The sequence below is a fragment of the Sinobaca sp. SA16-1 genome (genome assembly GCF_059510515.1).
Map to the genome: position 1 here is coordinate 1 of NZ_JCAKFL010000003.1, position 16,143 is coordinate 16,143.

Here is a 16,143-nt window from a genome sequence, read left to right on the forward strand (position 1 = left end):
AAACAGGTTTTCAAACAGCAGGTAGCCGTTTTCATCGTAAAACGCTTCGTCGGCTTTCGTGAGCGGGCCGTCGGAAAAGTCGGGATTTCTATACGCCACAGGGTCCTTGCGCTCCGTAATGGATGCCTCGGCCTGGTGGCGGGATGGGTATCTATCTGTTGTCATGGTTTGATGCACTCCTTCAGTATTAAATTTAGACCTCCGGTGTTATAAGCTTTTTCCTATTATTCGGAAAATAAAACATGGAATTACAAAAAGATACAGTTTTCGTGCCTTTTTTATATAGAAGGAAGGTATTTTTTATTTCCATAAAAAATACAATCGGAAGGGCTTGCTAAAGTAAACCCTTTCATTTATAGTTAAAGCATACATTATGAATGAGTATTCATTCAAATAAGGAGGCCGATCATGAAAACATCCATTCAAAAAGCAGCCGTACTTGGTTCCGGCGTGATGGGATCAGGCATTGCCGCACATTTGGCTAACATAGGAATACCGGTAATCCTAATGGACATCGTTCCAAAAGAGCTGTCTGAAAAAGAACAAAAAGCAGGGTTAACAATGGAAGCTAAAGCCGTTAGGAACCGGCTCAGTGAAGTATCAAAAATGAAGCTGTTAAAGCAGAAGCCTGCGCCTTTAACATCCAGATCCAATTTAAGTTTAATTGAAACCGGTAATATGGAAGATGACATGGAACGCATCGGTGAAGTGGACTGGGTCATTGAAGTAGTAACAGAAAATCTGCCGATTAAACAGAAAGTGTTTGAACAGGTGGATAAATACCGTTCGGATACGACAATAGTAAGCTCCAACACGTCCGGTATTTCCATCGAAGCCATGGCAGAAGGACGCTCCGAGTCTTTTCAAAAGCACTTTCTCGGCACTCATTTCTTCAATCCACCCCGTTATCTAAAGCTGCTGGAAATTATTCCAACCCAGCATACGAGCCGGGACATTGTGGAAGGGATGAAGCAGTTTGCTGAAGATACGCTCGGAAAAGGCGTTGTAGAAGCAAAAGACACGCCGAATTTTATTGCAAATCGAATTGGAACATACGGGCTTCTCGTTACTGTGCAGGAAATGAAAAAGCAGAATTTATCACTCGGGCAGGTGGATGCTGTTACAGGACCGCTAATAGGCCGGCCGACAAGTGCGACGTTTCGTACGCTTGATGTTGTAGGGCTGGACACGTTTTTGCATGTAGCCAAAAATGTTCATGACCAAGTGGATGGAGAAGAGAAAGAAGTATTTGATCCTCCTGCTTTTATGAAGGAAATGGGAGAAAAGGGCTGGATTGGCAGCAAAGCCGGCCAGGGATTCTTTAAAAAAGAAAAAACGGCAGAAGGCAGCAGCATTCTCGAGCTGAATACAGACACAATGGAGTACCAGGAACGCCAAAAGTGGAAGTCACCTGTTATGGAGCAGGCAAAACAGCAGAAAGATCCTGCAGCGAAAATGCAGACACTGGTGTTCAGCGAAGATGAAGTCAGCCATTTTTTATGGAGCATCTTAAAGCCGGTTCTTCTATATTCAGCTGAGAAGAAAGAAGAAATTGCAGATGACATTGTCGCAGTAGATGAAGCCATGAAGTGGGGATTCGGCTGGAAGCAGGGACCTTTTGAAATATGGGATGCGCTTGGCTTTAAAAAGACAGCCGGCCGCATGACCGCAGAGGGAATAACACTTCCCGGGTGGATTCAGCACATGCTTGACAGCGGTATTGACTCTTTTTACCAAAATGACGGCACTTACCTTGAGAACGGCTCCTATCAGCAAAAGCAGGTAAATAAAAAAGAGATTTCGCTCGCTTCGATTAAAAAGTCAAACGGCGTCATTAAGCAAAATGCCGGTGCTTCCCTTATTGATATCGGAGATGATACAGCGCTGCTGGAATTCCAATCGCCGAACAACTCCATCGGGCTGGACGTTATTCAAATGATCAATCAGTCGATAGAGGAAGTAAATAAAAATTACAAAGGCCTTGTTATAGGAAACCAGGGTAAGAATTTCTGTGTAGGTGCGAATTTAATGATGATTCTCATGGAAGCCCAGGATGATAATTTCTTTGAAATAGATATGGTCATCAAACAGTTCCAGCAGGCGGCTATGGCCATTAAATATGCAGAACGTCCGGTCGTTACGGCTCCTCATGCGATGACGCTCGGTGGCGGAGCGGAAATATGCCTGCCGTCTGCGAGTATTCAGGCTGCCTCGGAAACTTACATGGGGCTTGTGGAAGTCGGCGTCGGTCTTATACCGGGCGGCGGCGGAAACAAAGAGCTTTACATGCGTAACATTGAAGGCCTGGATCCAAAAGATACAGCCGGTCTTCTGAAAGCTTCTTTTAAAACCTTTGAAACGATTGCAACGGCTAAAACCTCAACGTCCGGCCATGAAGCAATAGACAATGGATTCTTAAAGGGCAGAGACGCGGTTATTACGAATGCAGACCACGTGCTTTATCATGCGAAACAGCAGGTAAATCATCTCTTTGATACAGGCTACCGCGCTCCGCAGCGTGAGAAAGTTGCCGTGTCCGGAGAAGCAGGCTACGCCGCAATGAAGCTTGGTGCAAAAACAATGGAGCTTGGAGGCATGGCCTCACCACATGACTTGAAAATTGCTGAAAAGCTGGCACATGTTATTGCCGGTGGAAAAGTTCCAAAAGGAACGATGGTGGACGAACAATACCTCCTTGACCTGGAAAGAGAAGCATTCCTGAGTCTTGTAGGAGAACCGAAGTCACAGCAGCGCATGCAGCACATGCTATCTAAAGGAAAACCGTTGAGAAATTAAATGAATGGAGGGATCAGCCTTGAATGAAGCAGTAATTGTTACAGGAGCAAGAACTCCTGTTGGAAAAGCAAATAAAGGTACACTCGCTGCCACCCGCCCGGATGATCTGGGAGCCTTAACGATAAAAGAAACACTGAAAAGAGCAGGCGGGCTTGACCCGTCAACGATTGATGATGTCATTATCGGGTGCGCGATGCCGGAAGCAGAGCAGGGAATGAACGTTGCAAGAAGCATCTCTGCATTAGCCGGTCTGCCTTATACGGTGCCGTCTATCACAATTAACAGATATTGTTCATCCGGCCTGCAGAGCATTGCATACGGTGCAGAGAGGATTATGCTGGGGCACTCCCAGACTGTTATCGCCGGAGGTGCGGAATCAATGAGTATGATTCCAATGGGCGGACATGTGATCGCTCCTAACCCAACGCTTGTAGATGAAGCGCCTGAGTATTATATCGGCATGGGTTATACAGCCGAGGAAGTAGCGAACCGCTTTGGTGTGAGCCGGGCAGATCAGGATGCATTTGCAGCAGAAAGCCACCGTAGAGCGGCGGCCGCTGTAGAGCAGGGGAAATTCACCGATGAAATCGTGCCGGTTGAAGTGACAAAACGTTCAGTAGGCAAAGATAATAAATTAAAAGAATCCACGTCAATGTTTTCAATGGATGAAGGCATCCGCAAAGACACAACAGCAGAAACGCTCGCAGGTCTCCGCCCGGCGTTTCATCCGAAAGGATCTGTCACTGCCGGAAACGCGTCGCAGATGAGCGACGGTGCAGCCTCTGTACTCCTGATGGACAGGCAGAAGGCCGAAGCAGAAGGGCATAAGCCAATTTTAAAATTTCATGGTTTTTCCGTCGCCGGTGTTCCACCTGAAGTAATGGGAATCGGGCCGGTCGAGGCCATCCCTAAAGCAGTCAAACTGGCGGGACTCGAGATGTCGGATATCGGGCTGTTTGAGCTGAATGAAGCATTCGCTTCCCAGGCTCTGCAGGTTATCAGAGAGCTGAAGCTTGATCATACAAAAGTAAACGTCAACGGAGGCGCGATCGCCTTAGGGCATCCGCTTGGATGTACAGGAACGAAGCTCACTTTGTCTCTTATGCATGAAATGATCAGACGCAATGAACAGTTTGGTGTTGTAACGATGTGTATTGGCGGAGGAATGGGCGCTGCTGGTGTGTTTGAACTGCTTCCACAATAATAAAAAGGAGGAATAGATTATGAGCAGCACAATAGAGCTTCACACAAAAGGCGGAGGGTTTTTACTTGGGGAGGTAACAGCAGACCAGGTATTCACACCGGAGGATTTCACAGACGAGCATAAAATGATTGCCAAAACGACAGAAGACTTTGTGGTTGGAAAAGTAGTGCCCGAAACAGAAAAGCTGGAAAATCATCAGTTTGACGTCTCCCGCCGCCTGTTAACCCAGGCGGGGGAACTCGGCCTGCTTGGCGCGGATGTTCCGGAGAAATACGGCGGCATCGGCCTTGATAAAATCAGCTCCACTCTTATTACAGAAAAATTCTCGCGTGCCGGTTCCTTCTCGTTGAGCCAGGGAGCGCATGTTGGTATCGGCTCTCTTCCAATTGTGTTTTTCGGCAATGAAGAGCAGAAAGCCAAGTATCTTCCGGATCTGGCGACAGGCACGAAAATTGCAGCCTACGCGCTGACAGAGCCGAGCTCCGGTTCCGATGCCCTCGGTGCAAAAACAACCGCTGTTCTAAATGATGCCGGGACCCACTATAAGCTCACAGGTGAAAAGCAGTGGATTACAAACTCCGCTTTTGCCGACGTCTTTATTGTGTATGCCAAAATCGATGGCGAGCATTTCTCCGCCTTTATTGTAGATCGGGAAATCGAAGGGGTATCTACAGGTCCGGAAGAGAAAAAAATGGGTATCAAAGGGTCTTCTACAAGAACTTTGATTCTGGATAATGCCCACGTACCGAAAGAAAATCTGCTCGGTGAAGCAGGACGCGGCCACATCATTGCGTTTAATATTTTGAATGTAGGCCGTTATAAGCTTGGTGTCGGCTGCGTCGGCGGTTCCAAACGGGGAATTGAGCTGTCTGCCAAGTACGCGAACGAGCGCAAGCAGTTTAAAGTGCCGATTGCTTCTTTCAAAGGCATTCAGGAAAAGCTTGCTACGATGGCATCAGAAACGTATGCATTGGAGAGCTCCATTTACCGCACCGGTGGTCTTTTCGAAGAGCAGCTCGGCAGGCTGAGCGAAGCGGAACAGGAAGATGGCGGAAAAGTTGCGGGGGCGATTGCTGAATATGCGATTGAGTGCTCCCTGAATAAATTCTACGGATCGGAAACACTCGATTACGTCGTAGATGAAGCGGTACAGATTCACGGCGGCTACGGCTTTATGGCAGAGTACGAAGTAGAGCGCGCCTACCGCGATTCCCGAATCAACCGTATTTTCGAAGGCACGAACGAAATCAACCGCCTGCTTGTACCAGGCACGATTATGCGGAAAGCGATGAAAGGCGAGCTGCCGTTTTTAGAAGAAGCCAAAAAGCTTCAGTCCGAAATCATGTCAATGATGCCGGAAGAGCCGGGATCCGAGCCGCTCGAGCAGGAAAAAATGCTTCTTAGAAATCTCAAAAAAGTATTTCTTCTCGTATCGGGGAGTGCTGCTCAGAAATATGGCAAAGGGCTTGACCAGGAGCAGGAGCTTCTCTTTAACTCGGCTGATATTGTAAGCGATATTTATTCCATGGAATCTGCGATTCTCCGCACAGAGAAAGCGATGAACAAAAATGGAGCCGAAAAAGAAAACATGAAAATCATGCTGACTCAGGTGTTCTGCCAGGAGGCAGTAAACCGTATTGAAGCCCATGCTAAAGAATCCATTATTCATATGGAAGAAGGAGATTCGCTCCGTACGATGCTCTCCATTCTCCGCAAGCTGACGCGGCACACGCCGACAGACGTGATCCGCATTAAGCGCAGTATCGCAGAAAAGGTGCTTAAAGAAGAGCGCTATGTAATCTAAAAATGCATAAAAAGAAAACGGGCAGAGTTTCTGTCCGTTTTTTTTTATGCTTATACATAAAAATCTTTTTATGATTATGTACCTATTACTTTGTATTTACATAAAAGTAAAAATTCGTTAAAATGTATATAATATACGATAACGAAAAGGGAGGAATGGTTGAATGAAGAGGGGGATGAACCAAAAGGTGATAATGGCGGCTGGTTTACTTGTCATCTTAGCAGCTGGGTGCTCGGAGGAAGAAGCAGGGCCGGAAGCGGAAGAAGTAGAAAGTGCAGAGATTTCAGAGGGAGAAGAGGCTGCACCGGAAACAGAGGAAGAAGTAGTAGAAGAGCCTGCCACTGAAGAAAAAGCAGAAAACAGCGAAGAGGAACAGGCAGATGAGACGGCAGCTTCCCTGAAGGAGAAGCAGGAACTATCAACTGAAGAAACGATAGAAGAAGAAAAAGAGGACATACAACATGAGGAATTGGCTGGTTTGGAAGGGGAATGGCTGAATTTAGAAGATGAAACAGGACACTTTATTTTTTTTGAGGTTAAATTAGGCAATGATAATAATACATTTCAAGTTATATACGATGATGATTTTCATTCTGATAAAACAGAAGTCAATTATGAAATTATCGACATAAATGATGGAGTAATAAAAGCAGAAGGAGATGTAGATTATGGAACAGGATCTACACTTATCATAGAACTATTAGAAAGTGATAGGCTTTTGTGGAAACAGCCATCAAGTGAAATATTTTTTGGCAAATTAGAAAATGGGTCATTTAAAGAAAGTGAAAATCAACCGAACGACGAACGAAATGAAACGGAATCCGGCAGTGAATCAAATATAGGATCTGCGTCAGAAGAAGCAGACTCCGAATCGGAAACAGATGCTGTGCCGGATACAGAATCAATAACTTTGGAGGAACAGCTGGTAGAAGAACTGATTCAATATGGGATTGAAAACGGCGGTACCCGTGACAGCTTTACATTTTACGAACAGGCCTGGGAAACCGGAGCGGATGGCAACCGGTATTATGTTATGACGGTTGGAGACGGTTCGAGAGTGACTACTTTCCATGGTGGAGAGGACGGGCATCTTTATTTCTTGAACCTGGATGCTTTCCCGGATGCGGAGACCGTAGAATATACGAGAGTGGACTCTTATTAAGCCTGTTAATTATTGAGTCCAACCAGAAAGAAAGATAAGCTATACTAACAAGTAGAAGAAAGGAGGCATAACATGGCAGTGGACATTTACAGCTATCCAGCCTGCAGCACCTGCAAAAAAGCAGAAAAGTGGCTGGAATCGCAGGAGGTACCATTTACAAAGCATCATATTGTAGAATCTACTCCCTCAGCAGAAGAAATTAAAAAACTTCATCACCTCAGCGGGTATCCGATCCAGAAATTTTTCAACACGAGTGGAAAGAAATACCGCGAACTGGGCCTCAAAGATAAAGTGAAAGAAGCGGAGAACGAGGAACTATATGATATTCTCGCCTCAGATGGTATGCTAATAAAAAGGCCTATCGTAACAGATGGGAGCCAGGTTACATTAGGGTTTAAAGAAGCGCTGTTTGAGGAAACGTGGAAACAGTAAAGATAATGAAAACTGGAGGAATGAATAATGAGCGTACCAACGGAATTGAAGTATTCACAGGAGCATGAGTGGGTAAAGACCGAAGGAGAAAAAGCAAGAGTCGGCATTACAGACTTTGCCCAGTCTGAGCTTGGAGACATCGTATTTGTTGAACTGCCGGAAGTAGGAGACGAAGTTCAGGCAGATGAACCTTTTGGAAGTGTAGAATCAGTAAAGACAGTTTCTGAACTATACGCGCCTATCAGCGGTAAGGTTGTTGAAGTGAATGAAACCCTGGACGATTCGCCGGAATTTGTAAATGAATCTCCTTATGAAAAGGCCTGGATGATTGTTGTAGAACCATCCGACAGCAGCCAGATCGATAACTTAATGTCTGCAGAAGCTTACGAGAAAATGGTAAGCGCAGAGTAAATCACGGTTACATAAGAAGCCCGCCTCTAAAGCAGAGGCGGGCTTCTTTTATTTGAAATAAACTACCCTCTTTTCTTTTTCGGCAATGTTCTATATATTAAAAGGAGTGAATTTCATTCGGTTGTCGAAATAAAACGGAGGCACTCTGATCATGAAGGGTATTGCGAGGGAATGGACTCATCAATTTAAGCATTACAATAAAAATGTACGTTTGTTCTTAATCGCTTCCGTGCTTTCCAACATGGGCATGGGAGTCTTTATGATTATGTATAACTACTATATAAGAGAACTCGGGTACCTGGATGATGTAAACGGACGGGTGATCGCGGCCCAGGCAACGGCTACAGCGATTGCACTGCTTCCTGCCGGCCTGCTGAGCGACCGTATCGGGCGGAAAAAAGTTATTATGGCCGGGGCCCTTATGCTTGGGGTGAGTCTGTTTCTTCGTTCCGTCGTGGAAGCAGAAGGCCTGCTGCTGGCGGGAGCGTTTTTAACAGGAGCGTTTATGTCTTTTGTGCAGGTTTCTTCCATTCCGCTGCTGGCTGAAAATTCCACGGAAAAGCAGCGCGTCCATTTATTCAGCTTTAATTTTGCATTAATTATGGTGGCGAACGTCATAGGAAATGGCATGGGAGGACTGATGAGTGACGGCGCCCGGATGCTGCTCGACTTTTCCGCTCTGCAGAGCCTGCGTCTTACTCTGCTGACAGGAGCCTGTTTAAGTTTTGCTGCTATATTTCCGGTATTGAAAATTAAAGAAGAACGCAGGCTGACGGTAACGAAGACCGGTGCCGGCTCTTTTAAGGAAATTTTACATACAAATCGGGCCGGTATCAAAATGATTGCCCTGTTTGCCGTGGCGCAGATGATTATCGGATTCGGCTCCGGACTTGTTATTCCGTACCTGAATTTGTATTTTACCGACCGCTTTGACGTAAGTTATACCGCCGTCGGCCTGATCCTGGCTTTAGGGCAGGGTATGACGGCTGTAGCATTTATGATAGGCCCGACGCTTGTCCAGAAAGTCGGGGAAGTACGTGCGGTAGTTATTTTACAGCTGAGTTCGCTTCCGTTTCTGCTTGTTACCGCCTACACGCAGAATATCTGGTTTGCGGTTATCGGTTTTTTATTCCGTCAGGCTTTAATGAACGCAGGGAACCCGATCCAGATGTCGTTAATGATGAGAAGCGTAGGGGATAATATTAAAGGCCTTGCCAACTCTATCGGGCAGATGGTATTTCAGCTGGGCTGGGCTGTAATGGGACCGGTATCGACGTCGATTGTACTCCTATACGGCCCATATTATGGATGGGCATGGGTATTTACGTTAACGTGTGCTCTCTATTTAACAGGGTCCATTTATTTCTATCTCGTGTTTAGAAAAGTCCCGCAGAGCAGTGATATATAAGCCCCGGCAAATGATTTGACACCCGGGCAGTCCCATGCTAAGCTTCGATTTGTACTCAATAACCTACATATGAAACACTCTTATCATGAGAGGTGGAGGGACTGGCCCTTTGAAGCCCGGCAACCGTCATTACATGTAATGAAATGGTGCCAATTCCTGCGAAGCATCCGCTTTGGCAGATGAGAGAAAGGAATGAACCGAGCCCTTTCTGCTTATGATAAAAGCTGAAGGGTATTTTCTTATGGTTAAATAAGGGAGTACGTATTTTTTAGCTGAATAAAGATTCTGTTCTAAGACCAAGTTATCTGGTATGATAAGTAAGGTTAATAAAGAAAAGAAACAGGGTGGGCATATGATAACACTAGAGAAACTATCGAAAATATTTTCTACATCCAATGGAGATATAACGGCAGTAGACAATATAGACTTAACGATAGATGAAGGAGAAATATTCGGCATTATCGGCTACAGCGGCGCAGGAAAAAGCACGCTCATCCGTCTGTTGAATATGCTTGAGAAACCGACATCTGGAAAAATTATTATTGCAGATAAAAACATGGCCGATCTGCAGGGGGCTTCCCTTCGGCAGGCACGTCAGGAAATCAGCATGATTTTTCAGCATTTTAATCTGCTCTGGTCGAGAACGGTCCGGGAGAACATAGCGTTTCCACTGGAAATAGCGAAGCATTCAAAAAAAGACAAAGATGCGAGAGTAAACGAATTAATAGAACTTGTCGGTCTCAGCGGCAGGGAAGATGCGTATCCGGCCCAGCTGAGCGGAGGCCAGAAGCAGCGTGTCGGCATTGCGAGAGCCCTTGCGAACAACCCTAAAGTACTGCTCTGCGACGAGGCAACGTCTGCGCTTGACCCTAAAACGACAGATTCTATTCTCGAGCTGTTAACGGATATTAATAAAAAGCTCGGATTGACTATTGTGCTGATCACTCATGAAATGCACGTAATCCGAAAAATATGCAACCGCGTTGCTGTGATGGAGAATGGAAAAGTAGTAGAGGAAGGGCAGGTTCTGGATGTGTTCAGGCAGCCCCGTGAAGAAATGACGAAAGAATTTGTCAAACAGATTACCGAGCCGGAAGAAACGATGGAAGCAATCCGGGAATTAATGAAGACCGGTGACGACAATCCTATTGTTAAAATTTCTTTTCTCGGCGAAGAAGCGGAGCAGCCTATCATGACAGATCTTATCCTGACATGCGGCGTTTCCGTCAATATTCTGCAGGGCAAAGTCTCCAAGACAAGGGATGGAAGCTACGGCACGTTATTCGTGCAGCTTAAAGGAAACCAGGAACAGCTCGACCACGCGCTGTCCTATTTGAAAGAGCAGCAGGTACAGACAGAGGTGATGACAGCTCATGAATGAACTATTTGAAAATGTAAACTGGGACAACATGTGGGAAGCCACGGTTGAAACACTGTATATGAGTGCTTTGGCCGTGCTGGCCACTTTTATTTTAGGTGTTCTGCTTGGTCTTGTTCTTTATATGACAGACAAAGGGAACATGTGGGAAAATAATCCGATTCATCTGGCAGCGGCGGCAATAGTAAACGTCTTCCGTTCCATTCCATTTATTATATTAATTATTCTGCTCGTTCCGTTTACGACTTTTATTGTCGGAACGATGCTTGGCCCGAGCGCGGCGCTTCCTGCTTTAGTAATAGGGGCAGCCCCGTTTTATGCAAGGCTTGTAGAAATTGGTCTTCGCGAAGTTGATAAAGGAGTCATTGAGGCTGCGCAGTCGATGGGAGCTAATCAGTGGCACATTATCTTTAAGGTCCTGATTCCTGAATCTCTACCTGCCTTGATATCCGGTATTACGGTTACAGCTATCACGCTTGTAAGCTATACGGCCATGGCTGGTGTTATCGGAGCCGGCGGCCTTGGTGACCTTGCTTTCCGGGAAGGGTTCCAGCGTAACAATTCAGATGTCACATTAGTAGCAACTGCCGCCATTCTCGTGATTGTTATGATCCTGCAGTGGATTGGCGACAGAATTATATACAGAATAGATAAAAGATAAAAGGGGAGAAAGTAAAATGAAAAAGGTTTGGATGCTTTCAGCATTATCATTAACAATTGTATTGGCAGCCTGCGGAGGCGGCGAAGAATCAGGTTCAGAAGAAGAACCAACGACGCTTACGGTAGGTGCTTCCAACGTACCTCACGCAGAAATTCTGGAATTTGCTTCCGATCAGCTTGAAGAAGAAGGCGTGGACCTGCAGATTGAAACATTTAACGACTACATCGTGCCGAACCAGGCACTCGCAGAAGAGGAAATTGACGCTAACTATTTCCAGCACGTGCCTTACTTTGAATCGCAGATTGAAGAAAATGACTATGACTTCGCCGATGCCGGTGCAATTCATATAGAGCCAATGGGCGTATATTCCCAGGATTATGACAGCCTCGAGGAACTGCCTGAAGGTGCTGAAGTGATCATGAGCAGCTCTGTTGCTGACCACGGCCGTATCCTGAGCATGCTTGAAGACGAAGGCGTTATTACAATGGAAGAAGATGCCGGCATTGAAGCAACGTTGGATGACATTGCAGAAAATCCAAAAGACATTCAGTTCAGTGCCAATGTAGAAGCAGCGACGCTTCCCCAGGCTTACCAGAACGGCGAAGGCGATGCCGTATTTATTAACTCCAACTATGCACTCGACAGCGACCTGAGCCCTAGCGAAGACGCTATCGCTATTGAAAGCGCTGAGGACAATCCTTACGCAAATATTATAGCGGTACGCAGCGGCGACGAAGATCGTGAAGAAATCCAGACGCTGGTGGATGTACTTCATTCCGATGAAGTGAAGTCATTTATTGAAGATGAATACGAAGGCGCGGTTCTTCCTGCTGAGGGCGAGAACGCTGAATAAAATACTGTTCCTTAACAGTTTATGTTTTAACAAAGCAATCTAGTTTGTTATACTAAAAACAATAAGGGGGGCTATCCTGAAAGAGAAAGCTTTTAGGCAGTCCTCCTTTTTGTATTCCGTTCGGATAAAGTAAAGTGTGTTTCTTGAACTCTGTTTACATTTGTTATAAACTGATAATGATAATAAAGTGAGAATGAGAAACCACTTTCTGTGGTTAAAATAAAGTTAATGGAGGTTTTTTTAATGTCAGCATCTACTCTTAAAATCGAAGATCTAACGGTTGAAATAGAAGGCTCAGAAATCATCAAGCACTTCAACCTTGAAATAAAAGGCGGGGAAATCCACGCTATCATGGGACCAAACGGTACCGGTAAGTCTACATTGGCTTCTGCTATCATGGGTCACCCAAAGTATGAAATCACTCACGGAAGCGTCATTCTTGATGGCGAAGACGTATTGGAAATGGAAGTGGATGAGCGTGCTAAAGCCGGCTTGTTCCTTGCAATGCAGTACCCAAGCGAAATCAGCGGCGTAACAAACGCAGACTTTATGCGCTCTGCTATTAATTCAAAGCGCGAAGAGGGCGACGAGATTTCCCTAATGAAGTTTATCCGCAAGATGGACGAAAAAATGGATAAGCTTGAAATGAATCAGGCATTTTCCCAGCGTTACCTGAACGAAGGTTTCTCCGGCGGAGAGAAAAAGCGTAATGAAATTCTTCAGCTTCTTATGCTGGAGCCGAAAATTGCAATTCTTGATGAAATTGACTCCGGTCTTGATATTGACGCCCTTCGTGTTGTATCCAACGGAATCAATGAAATGAAAAACGAAAGCTTTGGCTGCCTTATTATCACTCACTACCAGCGTCTTCTCAATTACATTACACCGGACAGAGTACACGTAATGATGCAGGGACGTATCGTTAAATCAGGTGGAGCGGAGCTTGCAGAACGCCTTGAGGCAGACGGTTATGACTGGATCAAAGAAGAACTGGGCATCGAAGACGAAAGAGTTGGAAACCAACAGAAAGCGTAAAGAAGGGAGGTCACTATCTTATGTCAGTAGAAACAAAATGGACGTTCGATGAACAGTACGTCAAAGAATTTTCCGAACAAAGAGAAGAACCGGAGTGGCTCAAAGAAGAAAGGCTTACGGCTTTTCGCCTAATTGAGAAACTCGAACTTCCGAAGCCGGAAAAAACAAAGATTACCAAATGGAACTTCACGGAGTTTAAGCACGTAGGAACAGAAGCAGGCACCGTTTCAAGCCTTTCTGATCTTCATGCAGATGTTCAAAAGCTTATTAACGTGACAGAAGAAGACCAGAACCTTCTTGTTGTAAGAGACGGAAAGCCTCTTTACTATAGTCTTTCAACAGAAGCAAAAGAAAAAGGCGTTATCTTTACTGATATCGCAACGGCAGCGAAAGAACACAGCGACCTGCTGAAAAAATATTTCATGGGTGATGCAGTAAAAGTGGATGAGAATAAGCTTACAGCTCTTCATACAGCTTTTCTAAGCGGCGGTGCATTCATTTACGTACCGAAAAACGTCCAGCTTGAAAAGCCTCTGCAGGCCGTATATTTCCAGGAAGATCCGGAAGCCGGCTTGTTCAACCATGTTGTATTGGCGACAGAAGATAACAGTGATGTAACGTACCTGGAAAACTACGTATCATTCAACAGTGAACAGGAATCAGCGGCGAATATTATTGCTGAAGTCTATGCAGGCCCGGCTTCGAAAGTATCCTTCGGCGCTGTAGACCATCTTGAAAAAGGGGTTACTACGTATGTGAACCGCCGTGGTGTTGCTGAAAAGGATGCCCGTATCGACTGGGCTTTAGGCCAGATGAACGACGGCAATACGCTGTCAGATAACACGACCATTTTAAGAGGAGACGGTTCCTACTCCGACGTGAAATCCGTATCGATCGGACGCGGCACGCAGTCTCAGGACTTCTGGACGCAGATCATTCACTTCGGTAAGCACTCAGACGGACAGATTCTTACTCACGGCGTTATGAAAGATTCCGCCCGTGCTATTTTCAACGGTATTTCGAAAATTGAACACGGCGCGACGAAATCAAACGGTGTACAGACAGAACGTGTGTTAATGCTCAGCGAGAAAGCCCGTGGAGATGCGAACCCAATTCTTCTTATCGATGAAGATGACGTAACGGCAGGACACGCAGCTTCCGTAGGACGTATTGACCCGCTTCAAATGTTCTACTTGATGAGCCGTGGTTTAAGCCGTCTTGAAGCCGAGCGCCTTATCATTCATGGTTTCCTTCAGCCGGTAGTTGCAGAGCTCCCTATCCAGGCTGTGAAAGATAGATTGACTGAGGTTATCGAAAGGAAAGTGTATTAAATGAACATTCAGGAGATCCGTCGCCAGTTCCCTATATTAAATGAACAGGTCAACGGTCACCCTCTTGTTTATCTTGACAGCGCGGCGACATCACAGAAGCCGCTGGCTGTTATTGAGAAAATAGATGAATATTACAGGAAGTACAATTCCAATGTGCACCGCGGCGTTCATACACTTGGCAGTATGGCAACCGATGGATACGAAGGAGCACGGGAGAAAGTCCGGAACTTTCTTCATGCGTCTTCTGTAGAAGAGATTATCTTCACCCGTGGCACAACAACAGCGATTAATATCGTAGCCCAGTCTTACGGCGAAGCCAACCTGCAGGAAGATGATGAAATTGTGCTCACCTATATGGAACATCACAGCAACATCATTCCCTGGCAGCAGACAGCCAAAAGAACCGGGGCAAAGCTGAAATACCTTCCAATGAACGAGGACGGCACGCTTTCTATGGCAGATGTAAAAGAAGCGGTCGGCCCGAAAACTAAAATCGTTGCGGTTACTCATGTTTCCAATGTACTCGGTACCGTGAATCCGGTTAAAGAGATCGCAGAAATCGCCCATGCCAATGACGCTGTTATTGTCGTGGACGGGGCGCAGGGAGCTCCGCATATCAAAGTAGATGTGCAGGACCTTAACTGTGACTTTTATGCTTTTTCCGGCCACAAAATGGGCGGACCTACCGGAATCGGTGTGCTGTACGGCAAAAAAGCACTCCTGAATAAAATGGAGCCTGTAGAGTTCGGCGGGGAAATGATCGATTTCGTCGGCCTGCATGAGTCCACCTGGAAAGAGCTTCCCTGGAAATTTGAAGGGGGAACCCCGATCATTGCAGGAGCTATTGGTCTTGGAGCGGCAATTGATTTTATTAACAGCATTGGATTTGATACAATAGAGTCACACGAAAAAGAACTTGCAGGCTACGCAATGGAAGTCTTGAGTAATGTAGATGGATTAACAATATACGGTCCGAAAGAACGAGCAGGTGTGGTCACATTTAATATGGATGATGTTCACCCGCACGATGTAGCAACCGTCCTTGATTCAGAAGGAATTGCTATCCGTGCCGGACACCATTGTGCCCAGCCTCTGATGAAATGGCTTGACGTAAGCTCTACTGCCCGTGCCAGCTTTTATATTTACAACACGAAGGAAGAAGTGGATCGTCTGGCCGAAGGGCTAATAAAAACAAAGGAGTATTTTGGTGATGTCTTCGCATAATAATCTTGATACTCTCTACCGCCAGGTTATTATGGATCATTACAAGAATCCCAGAAACCGCGGAGAGCTGGAAAACGAAACGCTTCACGTCAATATGAACAACCCTACCTGCGGCGACCGTATTCAGCTTCAGCTGGAGGTAGAGGACGGCCTGATCAAAAACGCCAGCTTCATCGGAGAAGGCTGCTCCATCAGTTTGTCATCCGCTTCAATGATGACAGATATTGTTAAAGGCAAATCCATTGAGGATGCGCTGGAGCTTTCTGCTATTTTCTCGGATATGATGCTTGGAAAAGACTACGAAGAAGGCAAGTTTGACCTTGGCGATATTGAAGCTCTCCAGGGAGTCACAAAGTTTCCAGCACGTATTAAGTGTGCTACACTTGCGTGGAAGGCAATGGAAAAAGGTATTGATGAAAACGGGCAGAACGAATAGCCCTGCAT

The 16,143-nt window shown here is 45.8% G+C and carries 14 protein-coding genes and 1 riboswitch; all 14 genes read left to right on the forward strand.

Annotation, left to right across the window (positions count from 1 at the left end):
* The first annotated feature begins 408 nt into the window (after positions 1-408).
* The 14 genes from AC5W2J_RS07990 to sufU all read left to right on the forward strand — a co-directional run bounded on the left by AC5W2J_RS07990 (position 409) and on the right by sufU (position 16,135).
* Entirely contained in the window at positions 409-2,796 is a 2,388-nt protein-coding gene (locus AC5W2J_RS07990; RefSeq protein ID WP_496058956.1) for a 3-hydroxyacyl-CoA dehydrogenase/enoyl-CoA hydratase family protein, read from the forward strand.
* 19 nt (positions 2,797-2,815) lie between these two features.
* Positions 2,816-4,000, forward strand: coding sequence for an acetyl-CoA C-acetyltransferase (locus AC5W2J_RS07995; protein ID WP_496058957.1), 1,185 nt, complete (start codon positions 2,816-2,818; stop codon positions 3,998-4,000).
* 19 nt (positions 4,001-4,019) lie between these two features.
* Positions 4,020-5,804, forward strand: coding sequence for an acyl-CoA dehydrogenase FadE (locus AC5W2J_RS08000; RefSeq protein ID WP_496058958.1), 1,785 nt, complete (start codon positions 4,020-4,022; stop codon positions 5,802-5,804).
* A 193-nt stretch (positions 5,805-5,997) separates the two neighbouring features.
* A complete protein-coding gene (locus AC5W2J_RS08005) occupies positions 5,998-6,966 on the forward strand; it encodes a hypothetical protein (protein ID WP_496058959.1) in 969 nt (322 codons plus the stop codon).
* Between the two features lie 72 nt (positions 6,967-7,038).
* Positions 7,039-7,398 (forward strand): arsenate reductase family protein, encoded by a 360-nt coding sequence (locus tag AC5W2J_RS08010; protein ID WP_496058960.1) that lies wholly within the window; start codon positions 7,039-7,041, stop codon positions 7,396-7,398.
* 27 nt (positions 7,399-7,425) lie between these two features.
* On the forward strand, positions 7,426-7,809 hold the full coding sequence (gene gcvH / locus AC5W2J_RS08015; protein ID WP_496058961.1) for a glycine cleavage system protein GcvH: 384 nt from the start codon (positions 7,426-7,428) through the stop codon (positions 7,807-7,809).
* 151 nt (positions 7,810-7,960) lie between these two features.
* Positions 7,961-9,217, forward strand: a complete 1,257-nt coding sequence (locus AC5W2J_RS08020; protein WP_496058962.1) for an MFS transporter — start codon at positions 7,961-7,963, stop codon at positions 9,215-9,217.
* A gap of 77 nt (positions 9,218-9,294) precedes the next feature.
* A riboswitch (SAM riboswitch) is annotated at positions 9,295-9,403 on the forward strand.
* A 166-nt stretch (positions 9,404-9,569) separates the two neighbouring features.
* Positions 9,570-10,598 carry a methionine ABC transporter ATP-binding protein gene (locus AC5W2J_RS08025; RefSeq protein ID WP_496058963.1) on the forward strand — a complete coding sequence of 343 codons (1,029 nt, stop codon included), beginning with the start codon at positions 9,570-9,572 and terminating at the stop codon, positions 10,596-10,598.
* Positions 10,591-11,256, forward strand: coding sequence for a methionine ABC transporter permease (locus tag AC5W2J_RS08030; RefSeq protein WP_496058964.1), 666 nt, complete (start codon positions 10,591-10,593; stop codon positions 11,254-11,256). The genes AC5W2J_RS08025 and AC5W2J_RS08030 overlap by 8 nt, the downstream gene beginning before the upstream one ends.
* Positions 11,257-11,272: 16 nt before the next feature.
* The gene (locus AC5W2J_RS08035; protein WP_496058965.1) at positions 11,273-12,109 is read left to right on the forward strand and encodes a MetQ/NlpA family ABC transporter substrate-binding protein; all 837 of its coding nucleotides are present in this window, start codon (positions 11,273-11,275) and stop codon (positions 12,107-12,109) included.
* Between the two features lie 243 nt (positions 12,110-12,352).
* On the forward strand, positions 12,353-13,144 hold the full coding sequence (gene sufC / locus AC5W2J_RS08040; protein ID WP_496058966.1) for a Fe-S cluster assembly ATPase SufC: 792 nt from the start codon (positions 12,353-12,355) through the stop codon (positions 13,142-13,144).
* 20 nt (positions 13,145-13,164) lie between these two features.
* Positions 13,165-14,475, forward strand: coding sequence for a Fe-S cluster assembly protein SufD (gene sufD / locus AC5W2J_RS08045; RefSeq protein WP_496058967.1), 1,311 nt, complete (start codon positions 13,165-13,167; stop codon positions 14,473-14,475).
* The gene (locus AC5W2J_RS08050; RefSeq protein ID WP_496058968.1) at positions 14,476-15,699 is read left to right on the forward strand and encodes a cysteine desulfurase; all 1,224 of its coding nucleotides are present in this window, start codon (positions 14,476-14,478) and stop codon (positions 15,697-15,699) included.
* Positions 15,686-16,135: a Fe-S cluster assembly sulfur transfer protein SufU gene (sufU, locus tag AC5W2J_RS08055; RefSeq protein ID WP_496058969.1), complete on the forward strand. Its 450-nt coding sequence runs from the start codon at positions 15,686-15,688 to the stop codon at positions 16,133-16,135. The genes AC5W2J_RS08050 and sufU overlap by 14 nt, the downstream gene beginning before the upstream one ends.
* Positions 16,136-16,143 lie beyond the last annotated feature (8 nt).